The organism is Paraburkholderia bannensis NBRC 103871, assembly GCF_000685015.1.
Classification (GTDB): Bacteria; Pseudomonadota; Gammaproteobacteria; order Burkholderiales; family Burkholderiaceae; genus Paraburkholderia; species Paraburkholderia bannensis.
Map to the genome: position 1 here is coordinate 36,530 of NZ_BAYA01000005.1, position 13,866 is coordinate 50,395.

Consider the following 13,866-nt stretch of genomic DNA (forward strand, 5'->3'; position numbering starts at 1 on the left):
CGCATCCCAAGCGCTCCTCGCGCATTCATCGAACAGGAAGTCATCATGAATCCCGCTTCAACTCAGGATCTGCTCAACCACGCGTGGTTCGGGCTCATCGGCCTGATGCTCGTGCTGTACGTCGTCACCGACGGTTTCGATCTGGGCGTCGGCATCCTCACGCTGCTGCGCCGCCGTGAGGCCGACCGCGATCTCATGGTTCAGTCGATCGGCCACGTCTGGGACGCCAACGAAACGTGGCTCGTCGCGCTGGGCGGCGCACTCTTCGGCGCCTTCCCCACCGCTTACGCCATGATCCTTTCGGATCTCTACGTGCCCGTGATGGTGCTGATCGCAAGCTTCATCATGCGCGGCGCGGCCATCGAGTTCCGTCACGCCGCGCACACGAGCAAGACGATGTGGGATCGCGTGTTCGGCCTCGGCAGCCTGCTTGCGGCAATCTCGCAAGGCGTCGTGCTGGGCAAGATCCTCACCGGCTTCGTGCCGGGCCTGGCGAGCACCGGCTTCGTGATCGTCACGGCCATTGGCGTGGTGTCCGGCTATTGCCTGCTGGGGGCGACATGGCTCATCAAGAAGACCACCGGCACGATCGAAAGCACGTCGCGCCGTCATGCGATCGTCGCCGTGTTCACGACCGTGGCGGCCGCACTGGTCGTGTCGTTCGCCACGCTCGAACTCAGCCCGGTCGGCATCACGCGCTGGCAAGATTCGGGCGTGTTCCATCTGCTGGTCGCGCTGGGCATCCTGGCGGCGCTGACCTTCGTCTACGTGCTCTACTCGATTCATATGCGCGGCGAACACGGCCCGTTCGTGGGCGCGACACTGCTGTTCGTGCTGTCGTTCGCGGGTCTGGCGATCAGCATGTTCCCATACATCGTGCCGGGGCAGCTCACGGTCGCGGCAGCCGCTTCCGATGCGACGACGCTGACCTTCATGTTGTTCGGCATCGGCATCGTGTTCCCGATCATGATTGGCTATAACCTCTATCAGTATCACCTGTTCCGGGGCAAGGTCGTGCCAGTCGAGCACTGAAGGACTGCCCTGCCGAACCGATACCTTGTATCGGTTGCGACCTGGTTCACGCCTGTGCGCCGCCTCCCTAGAATGGGATAGCGGCCATTCACTTTCCCGATTAGCCCGCCGCAAAGCGGGCTTTCTGCTTTTTATCGCCATGCATCAGCACGCCATCAGGCGGACATATTCCACTGATGATTGGCAATGAACTGGATTGGGAAAATGGCGCATTTGAATAACGCGGAATAACGATGTGTTTTGAAAAACATATCGCTTTCGCGACGATAATCCCGACAATCAGGTAGCTTTCATTTATTTCTTGTTTCGGGCAATTCAATAACTAAACTGAAACCCTGGCGTCTCCAGGGCATGGCTTCAGTTACCTGCCCGCTTTCGGTGCAACGCTTTATCGATACTTAAAACCCGCTAGACAGACCTGGCCGACGCTTTGTCGCGCGCGCGCAAAACCCAAGGAGTTTCCCATGACGAAACTACGTGATGTGCCCGGCGTTCACACCTATACCGGCCCCGCGGGCGGCTGGGGCGCACTCAAAGCCACCGCCCAGGCGATTCACGACCAGATGGAAAGCATCGAGGCGCCGATTACGCTGATGCGAACCAATCAGCCCGACGGCTTCGACTGTCCCGGTTGCGCGTGGCCGGACAAGGAGCACCGCTCGACCTTCCAGTTCTGCGAAAACGGCGCGAAAGCCGTCACCTGGGAAGCCACAACCAAACGTGTCACGCCGGAGTTCTTCGCGGCCAATACCGTCACGTCGCTCCTGCAAAAGACCGATTACGAGCTGGAAGACATGGGCCGTCTCACGCACCCGATGGTGTACGACCGCGCATCCGACACCTTGCGGCCCGTCGACTGGGAAGACGCCTTTGCGCGCATCGGCGAAATACTGCGCACGCTCACGCCTGATCAGGTGGAGTTCTATACCTCGGGGCGCGCGTCCAACGAAGCCGCTTTCCTCTACCAGTTATTCGCCCGCGAATTCGGCACCAACAATTTCCCCGATTGCTCGAACATGTGCCACGAGCCCACCAGCGTCGGCCTGCCGCAATCGATCGGCATTGGCAAGGGCACGGTGTCGCTCGACGATTTCGATACGACCGAACTCATCATCGCCATTGGCCACAATCCGGGCACCAATCACCCGCGCATGATGGGCACGCTGCACGAGGCCGCGCGCCGCAATGTGCCGATCATCGTGTTCAATCCGCTGCGTGAACGCGCGCTGGAACGTTTCGCCGACCCGCAGAGCATGATGGAAATGGCGACGTTTGGTTCGACGCGGATTGCCTCGACGTATTTCCAGGTCGATGCCGGTGGCGACGCCGCCGCGCTCAAAGGCGTGATGAAAGCGCTCTTGCAGATGGAATCGGAACAAGGCGGCGTGCTCGACAAGGAATTCATCGCGGCGCACACGGAAGGTTTCGACGCCTGCGCAGCGGACCTGGAAGCGACGTCGTGGGAAGACATCGAAAAAGCCAGCGGGCTCGCGCGCGCCGACCTCGAACACGTGGCGCTCGCCTATGCGAAGTCCAACGCCACCATCGTCACCTACGGCATGGGCGTCACGCAGCACAACAAGGGCACGGCGAACGTGCGCCTGATCGCCGACCTGCTGCTCATGCGCGGCAATATCGGCAAGCCTGGCGCGGGCATCTGCCCGTTACGCGGCCACTCCAATGTGCAGGGCAACCGCACGGTCGGCATCACCGAAAAGCCTTCGGCTGCATTCCTCAAGCTGATCGAGGACGCCTGCGGATTCACGCCGCCCTCCGGCCACGGCCACGATGCGGTACAGGCCATGCAGGCGATGATCGACGGCAAGGCCAAGGCGCTGCTGTGCCTGGGCGGCAACTTCGCGGTGGCGCTGCCCGATCCGGAGCAGGCCTTCCCCGCGATGGCGACGCTCGACGTCGCCGTGCATATCGGCACCAAGCTCAATCGCACGCACCTGCTGGTCGCAAAGGAAACCTATCTGTTCCCGTGCCTGGGCCGCACGGAACTGGACATGCAGAGCAGCGGCCGCCAGTCGATCACGGTGGAAGATTCGATGTCGATGGTTCACGCGTCCGCCGGCAAGCTCAAGCCCGCGTCCGACGAGCTGCGCTCGGAACCGGCCATCGTAGCGGGCATGGCGCGTGCGGCCATGCCGAACTCCAAGGTGGACTGGATGGATCTGGTCTCCGACTACGACAAGATCCGCGACCTCATCGAGCAGACCGTGCCCGGCTTCGAGGACTTCAACCGGCGCATCCGGGTGCCCGGCGGCTTTCGCCTGCCGCTGCCGCCGACCGAACGCGAGTGGCACACGCCCTCGGGCAAGGCCGAGTTCTCCGTCTACGACGGCGTTCACGAGGATGCAGAAGTACTAGGTGCAGAGAGCGTGCTGCGCCTCATCACCATTCGCAGCCACGACCAGTACAACACGACGATCTACGCGATGGACGACCGCTATCGCGGCGTGTTCGGGCGGCGCGACGTGCTGTTCATGAACGCCGACGACATGGCCGCCCACGGCATCGACCATGGCGACCTGGTCGATATCGAGACCGTCACCTCGGGCCGCGTGCTCAAAATGAAGAACATTACGGCAATTGTGTATAGCATTGCTAGAGGCTCCGTCGCGGCGTATTACCCGGAAGCCAACGTACTGGTGCCGCTCGATTACATCGACAAGGAAAGCGGAACGCCGTCGTACAAGTCCGTTCCGGTGCATGTCGTGCGCGCGTCGAACCTGCAGCCGTAATGCGTTTTCGTCCGTATATGCAAACGCAGGAAGTCGTCACAAGGAGTTCACAAGAATCATGAATATCTTCGACGCATTTCATCTGGCCCGGCTGCAGTTTGCATTTACGGTCTCCTTCCATATTGCGTTTCCCGCCATCAGCATTGGCATGGCGAGTTTTCTCGCCGTGCTGGAATGGCGCTTGCTTCTCACCGGCGACGCGGCCTACAAGGACATGTACCGCTTCTGGGTGAAGATCTTTGCCGTGGGCTTTGGCATGGGGGTGGTGTCGGGCGTCGTGATGGCGTACGAATTCGGCACCAACTGGAGCGGCTTTTCGACGGTGGCGGGCAATATTACCGGGCCGCTGCTCACCTACGAGGTGCTGACCGCGTTTTTCCTGGAAGCCGGCTTTCTGGGCGTCATGCTGTTCGGCTGGAACCGCGTGAGCCCGAAGTCGCACTTCTTCGCCACGGTGATGGTTGCGATCGGCACGCTGATTTCCACGTTCTGGATTCTCTCGTCGAATAGTTTCATGCAGACGCCGCAAGGCTATGCGATGCAGAACGGCCGCATCGTTCCGGTCGACTGGTGGAAGATCATCTTCAATCCGTCATTCCCGTTCCGCCTCGCGCATATGACGATTGCGGCCTTTATCGTCGCCGCGTTCATCGTGGCCGCTTGCGGCGCTTATCATCTGCTCAAAGGGCGGCGCGACATGCCGGTCAAGCGCAGCTTTTCGATGGCGCTGTGGATGCTGCTCTTTCTCGCGCCAATCCAGATTCTGGTGGGCGACGCGCACGGCCTGAATACGCGCGAATATCAGCCCGCCAAGATCGCCGCCATCGAAGGCCTCTGGGAAACCGAACACGGCGGCACCGCGCTCAATCTCGTGGGCCTGCCCGATATGAATGCCGAGGTCACGCGCTACGCGATCCAGATTCCGCATCTGGGCAGCCTGATTCTCACCCATAGCTGGGACGGCGAAATTCGCGGCCTGAAGGAATTCGCGCCGCAGGACAGGCCGTTCTCGCCCATCGTGTTCTGGACGTTCCGCATCATGGCGGGGCTGGGCATGCTGATGCTGCTGACCGCCGTGCTGGGCCTCATTTTGCGGCGCGGCGGCAAGCTCTATGAAGCACGCTGGTTCCAGTGGCTCGTGTTCTGCATGGGGCCGTCGGGCATCGTGGCGTTGCTGGCAGGCTGGATCACGACCGAGGTGGGCCGCCAGCCGTGGACGGTGTATGGCGTCGTGCGCACCATCGATTCGGTCTCGCCAATTGGCGCACAACAGGCTGGCGTGTCGCTGCTGATCTTCGTGATCGTCTATTTCCTCGTGTTCGGAACAGGCGTCTATTACATGCTCAAAATGATGAAGAAAGGCCCGGCGACCGGCGTGGAAAGCATGGAGTCGCTCAAGTATCCGGGACTGCACAATCGCGCGCTCGACGCCGTCGTGGGGGAATAAGGCCATGGAAATCGACCTTCCTGTGATCTGGGCCGCCATCATTGGCCTCGGCGTGTTTATCTACGTGATGCTCGACGGTTTCGATCTGGGCATCGGCCTGCTGTTTCCGTTCTTCGAAGGCAAGGGCGAGCGCGAAGTCATGCTCAATACCGTTGCGCCCGTGTGGGACGGCAACGAGACGTTTCTGGTGCTCGGCGGCGCGGGCCTGTATGGCGCGTTTCCCGTGGTGTATTCGACGCTCCTGCCCGCCAATTACATGCCGCTGATCCTGATGGTGGTCGGCCTGATCTTTCGCGGCGCGGCCTTCGAATTGCGCGCCAAGGCGACCCGCACGCAGCACGCGTGGGATCTCGCGTTCATCGGCGGGTCGGCGCTTGCGGCGATGTGCCAGGGCATTACGCTCGGCTCGCTTTTGCAAGGCATCAAGATCGTCGACGATAAATTCGCGGGCGACCCGTTCGACTGGTTCTCTCCGTTCAGCATCTTTTGCGGCTTTGGCGTGCTGCTCACCTATGCAACGCTCGGCTGCGGCTGGCTGATCCTCAAGACGGACGGCGAACTGCAACGCAAGATGCGCTTCGTGATGCGCCCGCTCGTCGCCATCCTGCTGCTGGCGATTGCGATTGTGAGCCTGTGGACGGTGCTGGGGCTGCCTTCCGTGCGCCAGCGCTGGTTCCTGAGCGGCGACCTGGGCTACTTCCTGCCAGTGCCGATTCTCGTGGTGCTGTGCGTGTGGGGCATTTATCGCTCGCTGAACCGGGAGCACGAATCCATGCCCTTCCTGCTCTCGCTCGCGATCTGTTTTCTGGGCTATACGGGTCTTGTCATCAGCATCTGGCCGTATATCATTCCGCCTTCGCTGACGATCTGGGAGGCGTCGTCCAGTCATTCCAGCCAGCTATTCGCGCTGGTGGGCACTGTGATTGTTCTGCCCATCATCCTCATTTATAACGCGATGCAATATCGCGTGTTCCGGGGCAAGGTGCGCGAGGGCGACCACGGCTATCACTGAAGCGCCTGCCCGCGTGGAAGGTCGTGCGCGCCTACCTGGCGCACACGGCCGATCGACCTGTTTATCTGTCTACCCGTCGGTCTATCCATCGGCCCATCCTGCGATCCATCGACATCATGATCGTCCGGCCCCGCGAAAACTGGTTCCGGCTGCTGTTCATCTGGAACGGCTCGGTGCTCTCGTCGATCATTCCGCAGCTCTGTTTCATGGCGGTCGTCAGCATCCTGGCCGTGCTCACGCATGGCCGCGTATTCGGCGAAAAGATCCCGCTCAATACCGCGCCCTTCACGCTATTTGGCGTGGCGCTGGCGATCTTTCTGGCCTTTCGCAATAACGCGAGTTACGAACGCTTCAATGAAGCGCGCCATTTATGGGGCAGCCTGCTGATCGCCTCGCGCACGCTCACTTCGCAAATGCTCTGCTACGTGCCCGAGCGCGTCGATACCCTGCTGATCGCGCAACGGCTGATAGCCTTCATCTACGCGCTCAAGCACGAATTGCGCGGCACCGATCCCATGCCCGATCTCACGCGGCTGCTGGGCAGCGACCAGGCCGCACGGCTGGCCGATCAATGCTACAAACCCGCCGCGCTGCTCAACGAAATTCGCCGCGACCTCTCCATGCCGCAACATCGTATGCATACATCCGATACGAAGCTGTGGATGTTCGACGCGCAGCTGCTCGAACTGGGCCGCTCGCTGGGCGGCTGCGAGCGCATTGCATCGACGCCCATTCCCTTCGCCTATAACGTCTTGCTGCATCGCACCGTGTACGCCTATTGCGTGCTGCTGCCATTCGGCCTGGTCGATTCCACCGAGTTCTTCACGCCGCTGCTGTGCGTATTCATTTCGTACACGCTGATTGCGCTGGAAGCCATCGCCAGCGAAGTCGCCGACCCGTTCAGCGTCGCGCCCAATGCGCTCGCGCTGGACGCGATGTCGCGCAATATCGAGCGCTCCGTGCTCGAACTCTGCGGCTGCCCGATTCCCGATCCCGTGCAGCCCGTGCGCCCCTATCAGCTGACCTGAACTCAACTGAGCCCAACTGTACTGCTTCATAGCGTCACGGACTGTGCACCAGCCAGACCGCGACGCGGCCCTATGCTTCACTCTGCAAGTTTTCGACATCACCTACGTTGCTGTTCGCCACGGCTCCGGGAAACAAAGTGAACGCCATCGCTGAAGCCATCACCGCCAGTGCGCCCGCGCGCGACGAACTCGCTCGCCCGCTGCGCGACCTGCGCCTGTCCGTCATCGATCAGTGCAATTTCCGCTGCACGTACTGCATGCCGCGCGAGGTGTTCGACGCGAATTACCGCTTCCTGAACGCATCGGAGCGGCTCTCCTTCGACCAGATGATGAAGCTGGTGCGCGGCTTCGTCGCGCTGGGCGTCGAAAAGGTTCGCATCACGGGCGGCGAGCCGTTGCTGCGCCGCGGGCTGGAATCCTTCATCGAACGCCTTGCAGGCCTGACGACGTTAAGCGGCGCGCCGCTGGATATCGCCCTCACGACCAATGGTTCGCTGCTTGCGGCGCGAGCGCGCGGCCTGCGTGACGCTGGGCTTTCGCGCGTCACGGTGAGTCTCGACGCGCTCGACGACGCCATCTTCCGCCGCATGAGCGACGTGGACATGCCTGTCGCGCAGATTCTCGACGGTATCGAACAGGCGCAGGCCGTTGGCCTCGCGCCCGTCAAGGTCAACGCCGTGATCGAGCGCGGCGTGAACGACAGCCAGATCCTGCCGCTCGTGCGCCACTTCATGAATACCGATATCGCCGTGCGCTTCATCGAATTCATGGACGTGGGCGGCGCGGCCGGCTGGTCGAATTCGACGGTGCTCACCGCACAAAACATGCGGGCCATCGTCGAAAACGAATTTGCGCTGCTGCCACTCTACGCCGACGAATCTTCCACATCGGTGAATTACCGCATTGCAAATGCGAAAGGCACAGTGGGTTTTATCGCCAGCGTCTCGCAGCCGTTTTGCGGCAAATGCTCGCGCGCGCGCGTGTCGGCCGATGGTCAGCTATTTACCTGCCTTTTTGCCAAGCAGGGTGCCGACCTGAAGCCGTGGCTTGGCGACGCCGTGTCCAGCGATGAATTGATCGACGCGATCAGCACGCGCTGGCAAAACCGCGACGACCAGTATTCGGAACTCAACGCCGACCGCCGGCGCAGCGGGCAGCGCAAAAGCTGGCCCACCGTACGGATGTCGCTGGTCGGCGGCTGAGCCGCGTTTCGCCCCTACCCGGAATAGCCATGACGACCCATCAAACCGATCCTGAAACCGCGCCATCGCGCGTCGACGCGCCTTCGCTGCCTGGCGGCATCGCGGCGGGCTTCGAAGTGCGCGTGCAGCCCGCGCCCATCGACATCGTCGCCGAAGTCTCGCCGATCATGCGCAACCCCAACGTGGGCGCGGTCGTGGATTTCATCGGCATCGTGCGCCATAACGGCGATACCGACGATGTCGTCGCGCTCGAACTCGAACACTATCCGGGCATGACCGAGCATTCGCTCTGGAGCATCGTCGAAGAGGCTTCGGCGCGCTGGAAACTGGACGCCGTGAAGATCGTGCATCGCGTGGGCCGCATCGCGCTGGGGCATGCCGTGGTGCTGGTCGTGGTGGCCTCGCCGCATCGCTCGGCGGCTTTCGAGGCCTGCGAATTCATCATGGACTTCCTGAAAACGCATGCGCCATTCTGGAAGAAGGAAGTCAGCCGCGATGGCAGCGCGCATTGGGTCGATGCCCGCTCGCGCGACGAACAGGCGATGCTGCGCTGGGGCTGAACCCGGTCATGGACGCAGCACGATGAGCGGTACGCAGGAAATGAACCAGGGAATGATTCAATGAAACTCACCATCAAGTATTTCGCGAGCATTCGCGAGCAACTCGGGCTGACGCAGGAAACCATCGACATCGATGCGCCGCTCATTACGATCAATGGCCTGCGCGACAGGCTGATTGCCCGCAGCCCGCAAGCCGCCGAAGCGCTGGACATGGCGCGCCCGGTGCGCGTAGCCGTGAATCACGAAATGGTCGCCGATACCTTTGTGGTTCGGCAGGACAGCGAAATTGCGTTCTTTCCGCCTGTGACGGGTGGCTAACATTCAAGGCGCGCATGCGGCCGATAATTGATATCGGCGCATGTGCCTTTCGCCGGCGAGCGATGCGAAGGTAATATCCTCACCGGTCGCGCAGCTTGCGCGACGTCCATAGTAAAGGCCTCCGCTATCCCCAAAGTCCCCCCGCTTTGGGGATTTTTTTCTGGCGTGCCGACTTTACTCGTCCGATTCGATTTCCAGCGCCGAGGCGAGCACGGCCCAGTCCGCGTTGATGGGCGTGGTGCCGCGCACGAAAGGCCGGTAGACCTTGTCGCCGCGCAGGATATCGTTGCCCGTGAGCGCGCACTGGCCGCGTTTTCGCGCGATGCACAGGCGCCAGAGCTGCTCCGTATAGTGTCCGCTGGTGGGATCGCTCCACGATACGGATATGAGCTTGTCCTTGCAGACCTCGACAAAGGCCAGATTGGCGCGCCGTGCGGGAGCGCCGTTCATGATGTCGGGATGAGAGGATCTTGAGAGGCCGTTCGCGGCGTGGCACGCTTTGTCATGCACGCCATCGTGGAGAACGGAGCCGCCGCCCAGCAGCGTGAGCGTGTATTGCCAGGCATGGTCGATACTGACTTGGTGCATCGTCTGTCTTCCCTTCAATGGTGAATTGTCAGGCCAGATTCATACGATCATTCTGTCATGCGCGAGCGATCCAACTGCGATTCATCGATAGAACCAACACGTGAATTTGCATGCTAGCACCGGCATGAGGGAAATGATTCTTTTCGACCCGATACAATGAATTGGTGTGCATTCATCGGGGTATATCGCTCTGGCAAGGCAGAATCGTGAATCAACGGTACAGGCTTCATACTAGTGCCCGTTAAAGCGTCTGATGAATCACACTCCTGCGCTGTTGAAGGGAGTACAGTTCGCGGCGCGCGAACTTGCCAATTAACGTTCGAATTCCGTGCCGCGCACGGCTTCAATCAGAAAATCGACAAACGAAGCAATACGTGCGGAAATCGCCGTATTGCGGTAATAGACCGCATTGATGGGCTGCCGGACATCCTGCGTCTGGCCCGCGAAAAGCTGCACCAGCGCTCCGTCACGGCGATCGCGCGCCGTCATGAAGTCCGACAGGCACACGATGCCGGTGCCCGCCAGCGCGAGCTGACGCAAGGTCTCGCCGCTCGACGAGCGAACAGCGGGCGCGATTCGATACGGCTCGCTGTCCGGCCCCGCAACCGGCCAGAGGTTGAGCGAATCGGGTTCCGTAAAGCCCAGCAGCGTGTGCTTGTCCAGTTCCTTCACGCGCCGTGGGTGCCCGTGCGCTTTCAGGTACGCGGGCGAGGCAAGAACGCGCACGCGGCTGCGGCCCACCGGCTTGCTGTGCAGCGTCGAGTCCTTCAACGGGCCAATGCGGATCGCCACGTCCGTGCGGCGCTCCAGCAGGTCGATGATCCCTTCGTTGCTATTGAGTTCCAGTTCGACCTGCGGATAGCGCTCGCGATAGCCCTGCACGAGCGGCACGATCACGTGCAGCATGAACGGCGTCGCCGCATCCACGCGCAGGCGCCCCGATGGCCGTTCGCGGCGCGCGGCCATTTGCTCCTCGGCGCCCTCCACGGAAGCGATGATCGCGCGCGCGTCGGCGAGAAACGCCCGCCCTTCCTCGGTCAATTCGAGCCGCCGCGTCGTTCGGCGCAGCAACGTGGTCTTGAGCTTGTCCTCCAGGCGTCCCAGCGTGCGGCTGGTTGCCGAAATCGTGAGATCAAGCTGATGCGCCGCCGCCGTGATGGAGCCGCTGTCCACCACGGTCACAAAGGCCTGAAGCTCGTCCAGAGTGATTTTCATTGTTGATTTGAAATCAAAACATATTGGTTTATAGGTGACTTTTTAGGCAAAAGTAAAGAGCGCACACTGCGGTTCGTTTCCAGCCAACCCCAGGATCGCTCTCCATGTCTCTCGATCAATCCGCTTCGTCCAGCACCGCGCAGGATGCGCAGGGCAACGCGTGGCTCACCCTGCTCGCGCTCGCGATGGGTGCATTCGCCATCGGCACCACCGAGTTCTCTCCGATGGGCCTCCTGCCCGTCATCGCGGCAGGCGTGCACGTCTCCATTCCCAGCGCGGGCATGCTCATCACGGCTTACGCCATCGGCGTGATGATCGGCGCGCCGCTGATGACGCTCGCGTTGTCGCGCTGGTCGCGGCGCTCGGCGCTCATCGCGCTGATGGCGATTTTCACCGTCGGCAACCTGCTTTCGGCGTTCTCGACCGACTACACCACGCTGCTGGTCGCGCGCCTCGTCACGAGCCTCAATCACGGCGCGTTCTTCGGGCTGGGCTCGCTCGTGGCCGCGAGCGTCGTGCCGCGTCACAAGCAGGCCAGCGCCGTCGCCACCATGTTCATGGGCCTCACCATCGCCAATATCGGCGGCGTGCCTGCCGCGACGTGGCTCGGCCAGGCAATCGGCTGGCGCATGTCGTTCGCGGCCACGGCGGCGCTGGGCGTGCTCACCATGCTGACCCTGCGTTTCGCGCTGCCGCGTGGCGAAGCCGGCAAGGCCCCGCACGTGCGCGGCGAGTTGCAGGTGCTCGTGCGCCCCGTCGTGCTGATGGCGCTCGCGACCACCGTGCTCGGCGCTGGCGCGATGTTCACGCTCTACACCTATATCGCGCCGACGCTCGAACATCTCGCAGGCGCCACGCCGGGTTTCGTGACGATCATGCTGGTGCTCGTGGGCGTGGGCTTTTCGATCGGCAACGTTGCCGGCGGCCGACTCGCGGATCGCTCGCTCAATGGCAGCCTGATCGTGTTTCTCGTCCTGCTCGTCGCCGTGATGCTCGCGTTCCCGCTGCTGGTGAAAACGCAGTTGGGGGCCGCGCTTGCTGTCGTCGTGTGGGGTCTCGCGACGTTCGCCGTCGTGCCGCCCTTGCAGATGCGCGTGATGCGTGCCGCTGCACAGGCGCCGGGGCTGGCGTCTTCGGTGAATGTCGGCGCTTTCAACCTGGGCAATGCAGTGGGCGCGGCGGCAGGCGGCGCGGCGATTTCGGCGGGCTTTGGCTATGCCGCGGTGCCCATCGTCGGCGCGCTAATCGCGGCTTCCGGCTTGCTGCTCGTGCTTGCGCAAATGGCACTGAAACGCCAGGACACGTCGAACGCAGCACGCGAAATTTCAACGACAAATTTTTAATCGCCACTCACCCATTTTTACGGAGCCAATCATGAGCCATATTCCCGCCTTCGGTCTGGGCACTTTCCGCCTGCAAGGCCAGGTCGTCATCGATTCCGTGCGCAACGGCCTTGAAGTGGGCTACCGCACGATCGACACCGCGCAGATCTACGGCAACGAAGCCGAAGTCGGCGAAGCCATTGCCGCCAGCGGCATCGCGCGCGACGCGCTGTTTCTCACCACCAAGATCTGGGTCGATCATTACTCGCGTGAAAAGCTGATTCCGAGCCTCAAGGAAAGCCTGCGCAAGCTGCGCACCGACGCCGTCGATCTCACGCTGATCCACTGGCCCGCGCCGAACAACGGCGTGCCGCTCGAAGAAACCATGGGCGCGTTGGCCGAAGCGAAAGCGCAAGGCCTGACGAAGCAGATTGGCGTGTCCAACTTCAACATCGAACTGACGAAGCAGGCGATTGCCGCAGTCGGCAAGGACAACATCGCCACCAACCAGATCGAATTGAGCCCGTACCTGCAGAACCACAAGCTCGTGAGCTTTCTGCAGCAGGAAGGCATTCACGTCACGTCGTACATGACGCTTGCCTACGGCAAGGTGCTGGGCGACCCGGTGATCCGCGCGGTTGCCGAACGCCATCACGCCACGCCCGCACAGGTCGCGCTCGCCTGGGCGTTGCATCTGGGCTATTCGGTGATCCCGTCGTCGACGAAGCGCGAGAACCTGGCAAGCAACCTGCTGGCACAGACGCTCGAACTCACGGCCGACGATATGGCGCAGATCGCCGCGCTCGAACGCAATGGCCGCGAAGTGAGCCCCGAAGGTCTGGCCGCGCAGTGGGACTGAGCCGTCTCGCGCTGGTCTGAACTGAAGAAGTCGCGGCGCGCACCCAGGCGCGCCGCTTTTTTTACACCTGCATTAATCAAGGAAATACCATGGCAAGCGTCAGCGTTTCGCTCGATATCGCCGCGCCCGTTGAACCGGTCTGGAATCTGCTCGGCGATTTCAATGGGCTGCCTAACTGGCTTGAATTTATTCGTTCGTCGCGCCTCACCGAAGAAGGCCGCGTGCGTCATCTGGAAGCGCTGGACGGCGCCGTCATCGTCGAGGCATTGCTTGAACACAGCGATGCGGGCACGTTCTATCGCTACTCGATTGTCGAAGGCCCAGACCCGGTGCGCCATTACGTCGCCACGGTCAGCGCGCGCCGCAACGGCGCGAATACGACGACGGTGACGTGGGCAAGCAGCTTTGAGCCCGTCGATGCGGCGCAGACTACTGCGCTCTCAGGCAATTACGAAGTGCTGTACCGCGCCGGTTTGAATCGCCTTAAATCGCTTGTGGAAAAGCACTAGATAAAAGCTGGCAAAAAAAAGCTCGGC

Annotated in this window: 13 protein-coding genes; 11 read left to right on the plus strand and 2 right to left on the minus strand. The window is 61.8% G+C overall.

Annotation, left to right across the window (positions count from 1 at the left end):
• The first annotated feature begins 45 nt into the window (after positions 1-45).
• The 8 genes from cydB (BBA01S_RS08940) to moaD all read left to right on the plus strand — a co-directional run bounded on the left by cydB (BBA01S_RS08940) (position 46) and on the right by moaD (position 9,346).
• Positions 46-1,032, plus strand: coding sequence for a cytochrome d ubiquinol oxidase subunit II (gene cydB, locus BBA01S_RS08940; protein ID WP_027816118.1), 987 nt, complete (start codon positions 46-48; stop codon positions 1,030-1,032).
• A 464-nt stretch (positions 1,033-1,496) separates the two neighbouring features.
• Positions 1,497-3,779, plus strand: a complete 2,283-nt coding sequence (locus BBA01S_RS08945; RefSeq protein ID WP_027816119.1) for an FdhF/YdeP family oxidoreductase — start codon at positions 1,497-1,499, stop codon at positions 3,777-3,779.
• A gap of 58 nt (positions 3,780-3,837) precedes the next feature.
• The gene (locus BBA01S_RS08950; RefSeq protein WP_027816120.1) at positions 3,838-5,226 is read left to right on the plus strand and encodes a cytochrome ubiquinol oxidase subunit I; all 1,389 of its coding nucleotides are present in this window, start codon (positions 3,838-3,840) and stop codon (positions 5,224-5,226) included.
• Positions 5,227-5,230: 4 nt separating this feature from the next.
• Positions 5,231-6,238 carry a cytochrome d ubiquinol oxidase subunit II gene (gene cydB, locus BBA01S_RS08955; RefSeq protein ID WP_027816121.1) on the plus strand — a complete coding sequence of 336 codons (1,008 nt, stop codon included), beginning with the start codon at positions 5,231-5,233 and terminating at the stop codon, positions 6,236-6,238.
• A 116-nt stretch (positions 6,239-6,354) separates the two neighbouring features.
• Positions 6,355-7,266 carry a bestrophin family protein gene (locus tag BBA01S_RS08960; protein WP_027816122.1) on the plus strand — a complete coding sequence of 304 codons (912 nt, stop codon included), beginning with the start codon at positions 6,355-6,357 and terminating at the stop codon, positions 7,264-7,266.
• Between the two features lie 137 nt (positions 7,267-7,403).
• Complete coding sequence (moaA, locus tag BBA01S_RS08965; protein ID WP_027816123.1) at positions 7,404-8,468, plus strand: GTP 3',8-cyclase MoaA; 1,065 nt, start codon at positions 7,404-7,406, stop codon at positions 8,466-8,468.
• Positions 8,469-8,497: 29 nt separating this feature from the next.
• A complete protein-coding gene (locus BBA01S_RS08970) occupies positions 8,498-9,028 on the plus strand; it encodes a molybdenum cofactor biosynthesis protein MoaE (RefSeq protein ID WP_027816124.1) in 531 nt (176 codons plus the stop codon).
• 60 nt (positions 9,029-9,088) lie between these two features.
• Positions 9,089-9,346 carry a molybdopterin converting factor subunit 1 gene (gene moaD / locus BBA01S_RS08975; RefSeq protein WP_027816125.1) on the plus strand — a complete coding sequence of 86 codons (258 nt, stop codon included), beginning with the start codon at positions 9,089-9,091 and terminating at the stop codon, positions 9,344-9,346.
• A gap of 174 nt (positions 9,347-9,520) precedes the next feature.
• On the opposite strand, the gene BBA01S_RS08980 is transcribed toward moaD, so the two are convergent.
• Both BBA01S_RS08980 and BBA01S_RS08985 read right to left on the minus strand, forming a co-directional pair.
• Complete coding sequence (locus tag BBA01S_RS08980; RefSeq protein WP_052391709.1) at positions 9,521-9,934, minus strand: DUF3331 domain-containing protein; 414 nt, start codon at positions 9,932-9,934, stop codon at positions 9,521-9,523.
• Between the two features lie 312 nt (positions 9,935-10,246).
• Complete coding sequence (locus BBA01S_RS08985) at positions 10,247-11,149, minus strand: LysR substrate-binding domain-containing protein (protein WP_027816127.1); 903 nt, start codon at positions 11,147-11,149, stop codon at positions 10,247-10,249.
• Between the two features lie 104 nt (positions 11,150-11,253).
• On the opposite strand from BBA01S_RS08985, the gene BBA01S_RS08990 reads away from it, so the two are divergent.
• The 3 genes from BBA01S_RS08990 to BBA01S_RS09000 all read left to right on the plus strand — a co-directional run bounded on the left by BBA01S_RS08990 (position 11,254) and on the right by BBA01S_RS09000 (position 13,839).
• On the plus strand, positions 11,254-12,492 hold the full coding sequence (locus tag BBA01S_RS08990; RefSeq protein WP_027816128.1) for an MFS transporter: 1,239 nt from the start codon (positions 11,254-11,256) through the stop codon (positions 12,490-12,492).
• 31 nt (positions 12,493-12,523) lie between these two features.
• Positions 12,524-13,330 (plus strand): 2,5-didehydrogluconate reductase DkgB, encoded by an 807-nt coding sequence (gene dkgB, locus BBA01S_RS08995; protein ID WP_027816129.1) that lies wholly within the window; start codon positions 12,524-12,526, stop codon positions 13,328-13,330.
• A gap of 89 nt (positions 13,331-13,419) precedes the next feature.
• Positions 13,420-13,839 carry an SRPBCC family protein gene (locus BBA01S_RS09000; protein WP_027816130.1) on the plus strand — a complete coding sequence of 140 codons (420 nt, stop codon included), beginning with the start codon at positions 13,420-13,422 and terminating at the stop codon, positions 13,837-13,839.
• The last annotated feature ends 27 nt before the right edge of the window (positions 13,840-13,866 follow it).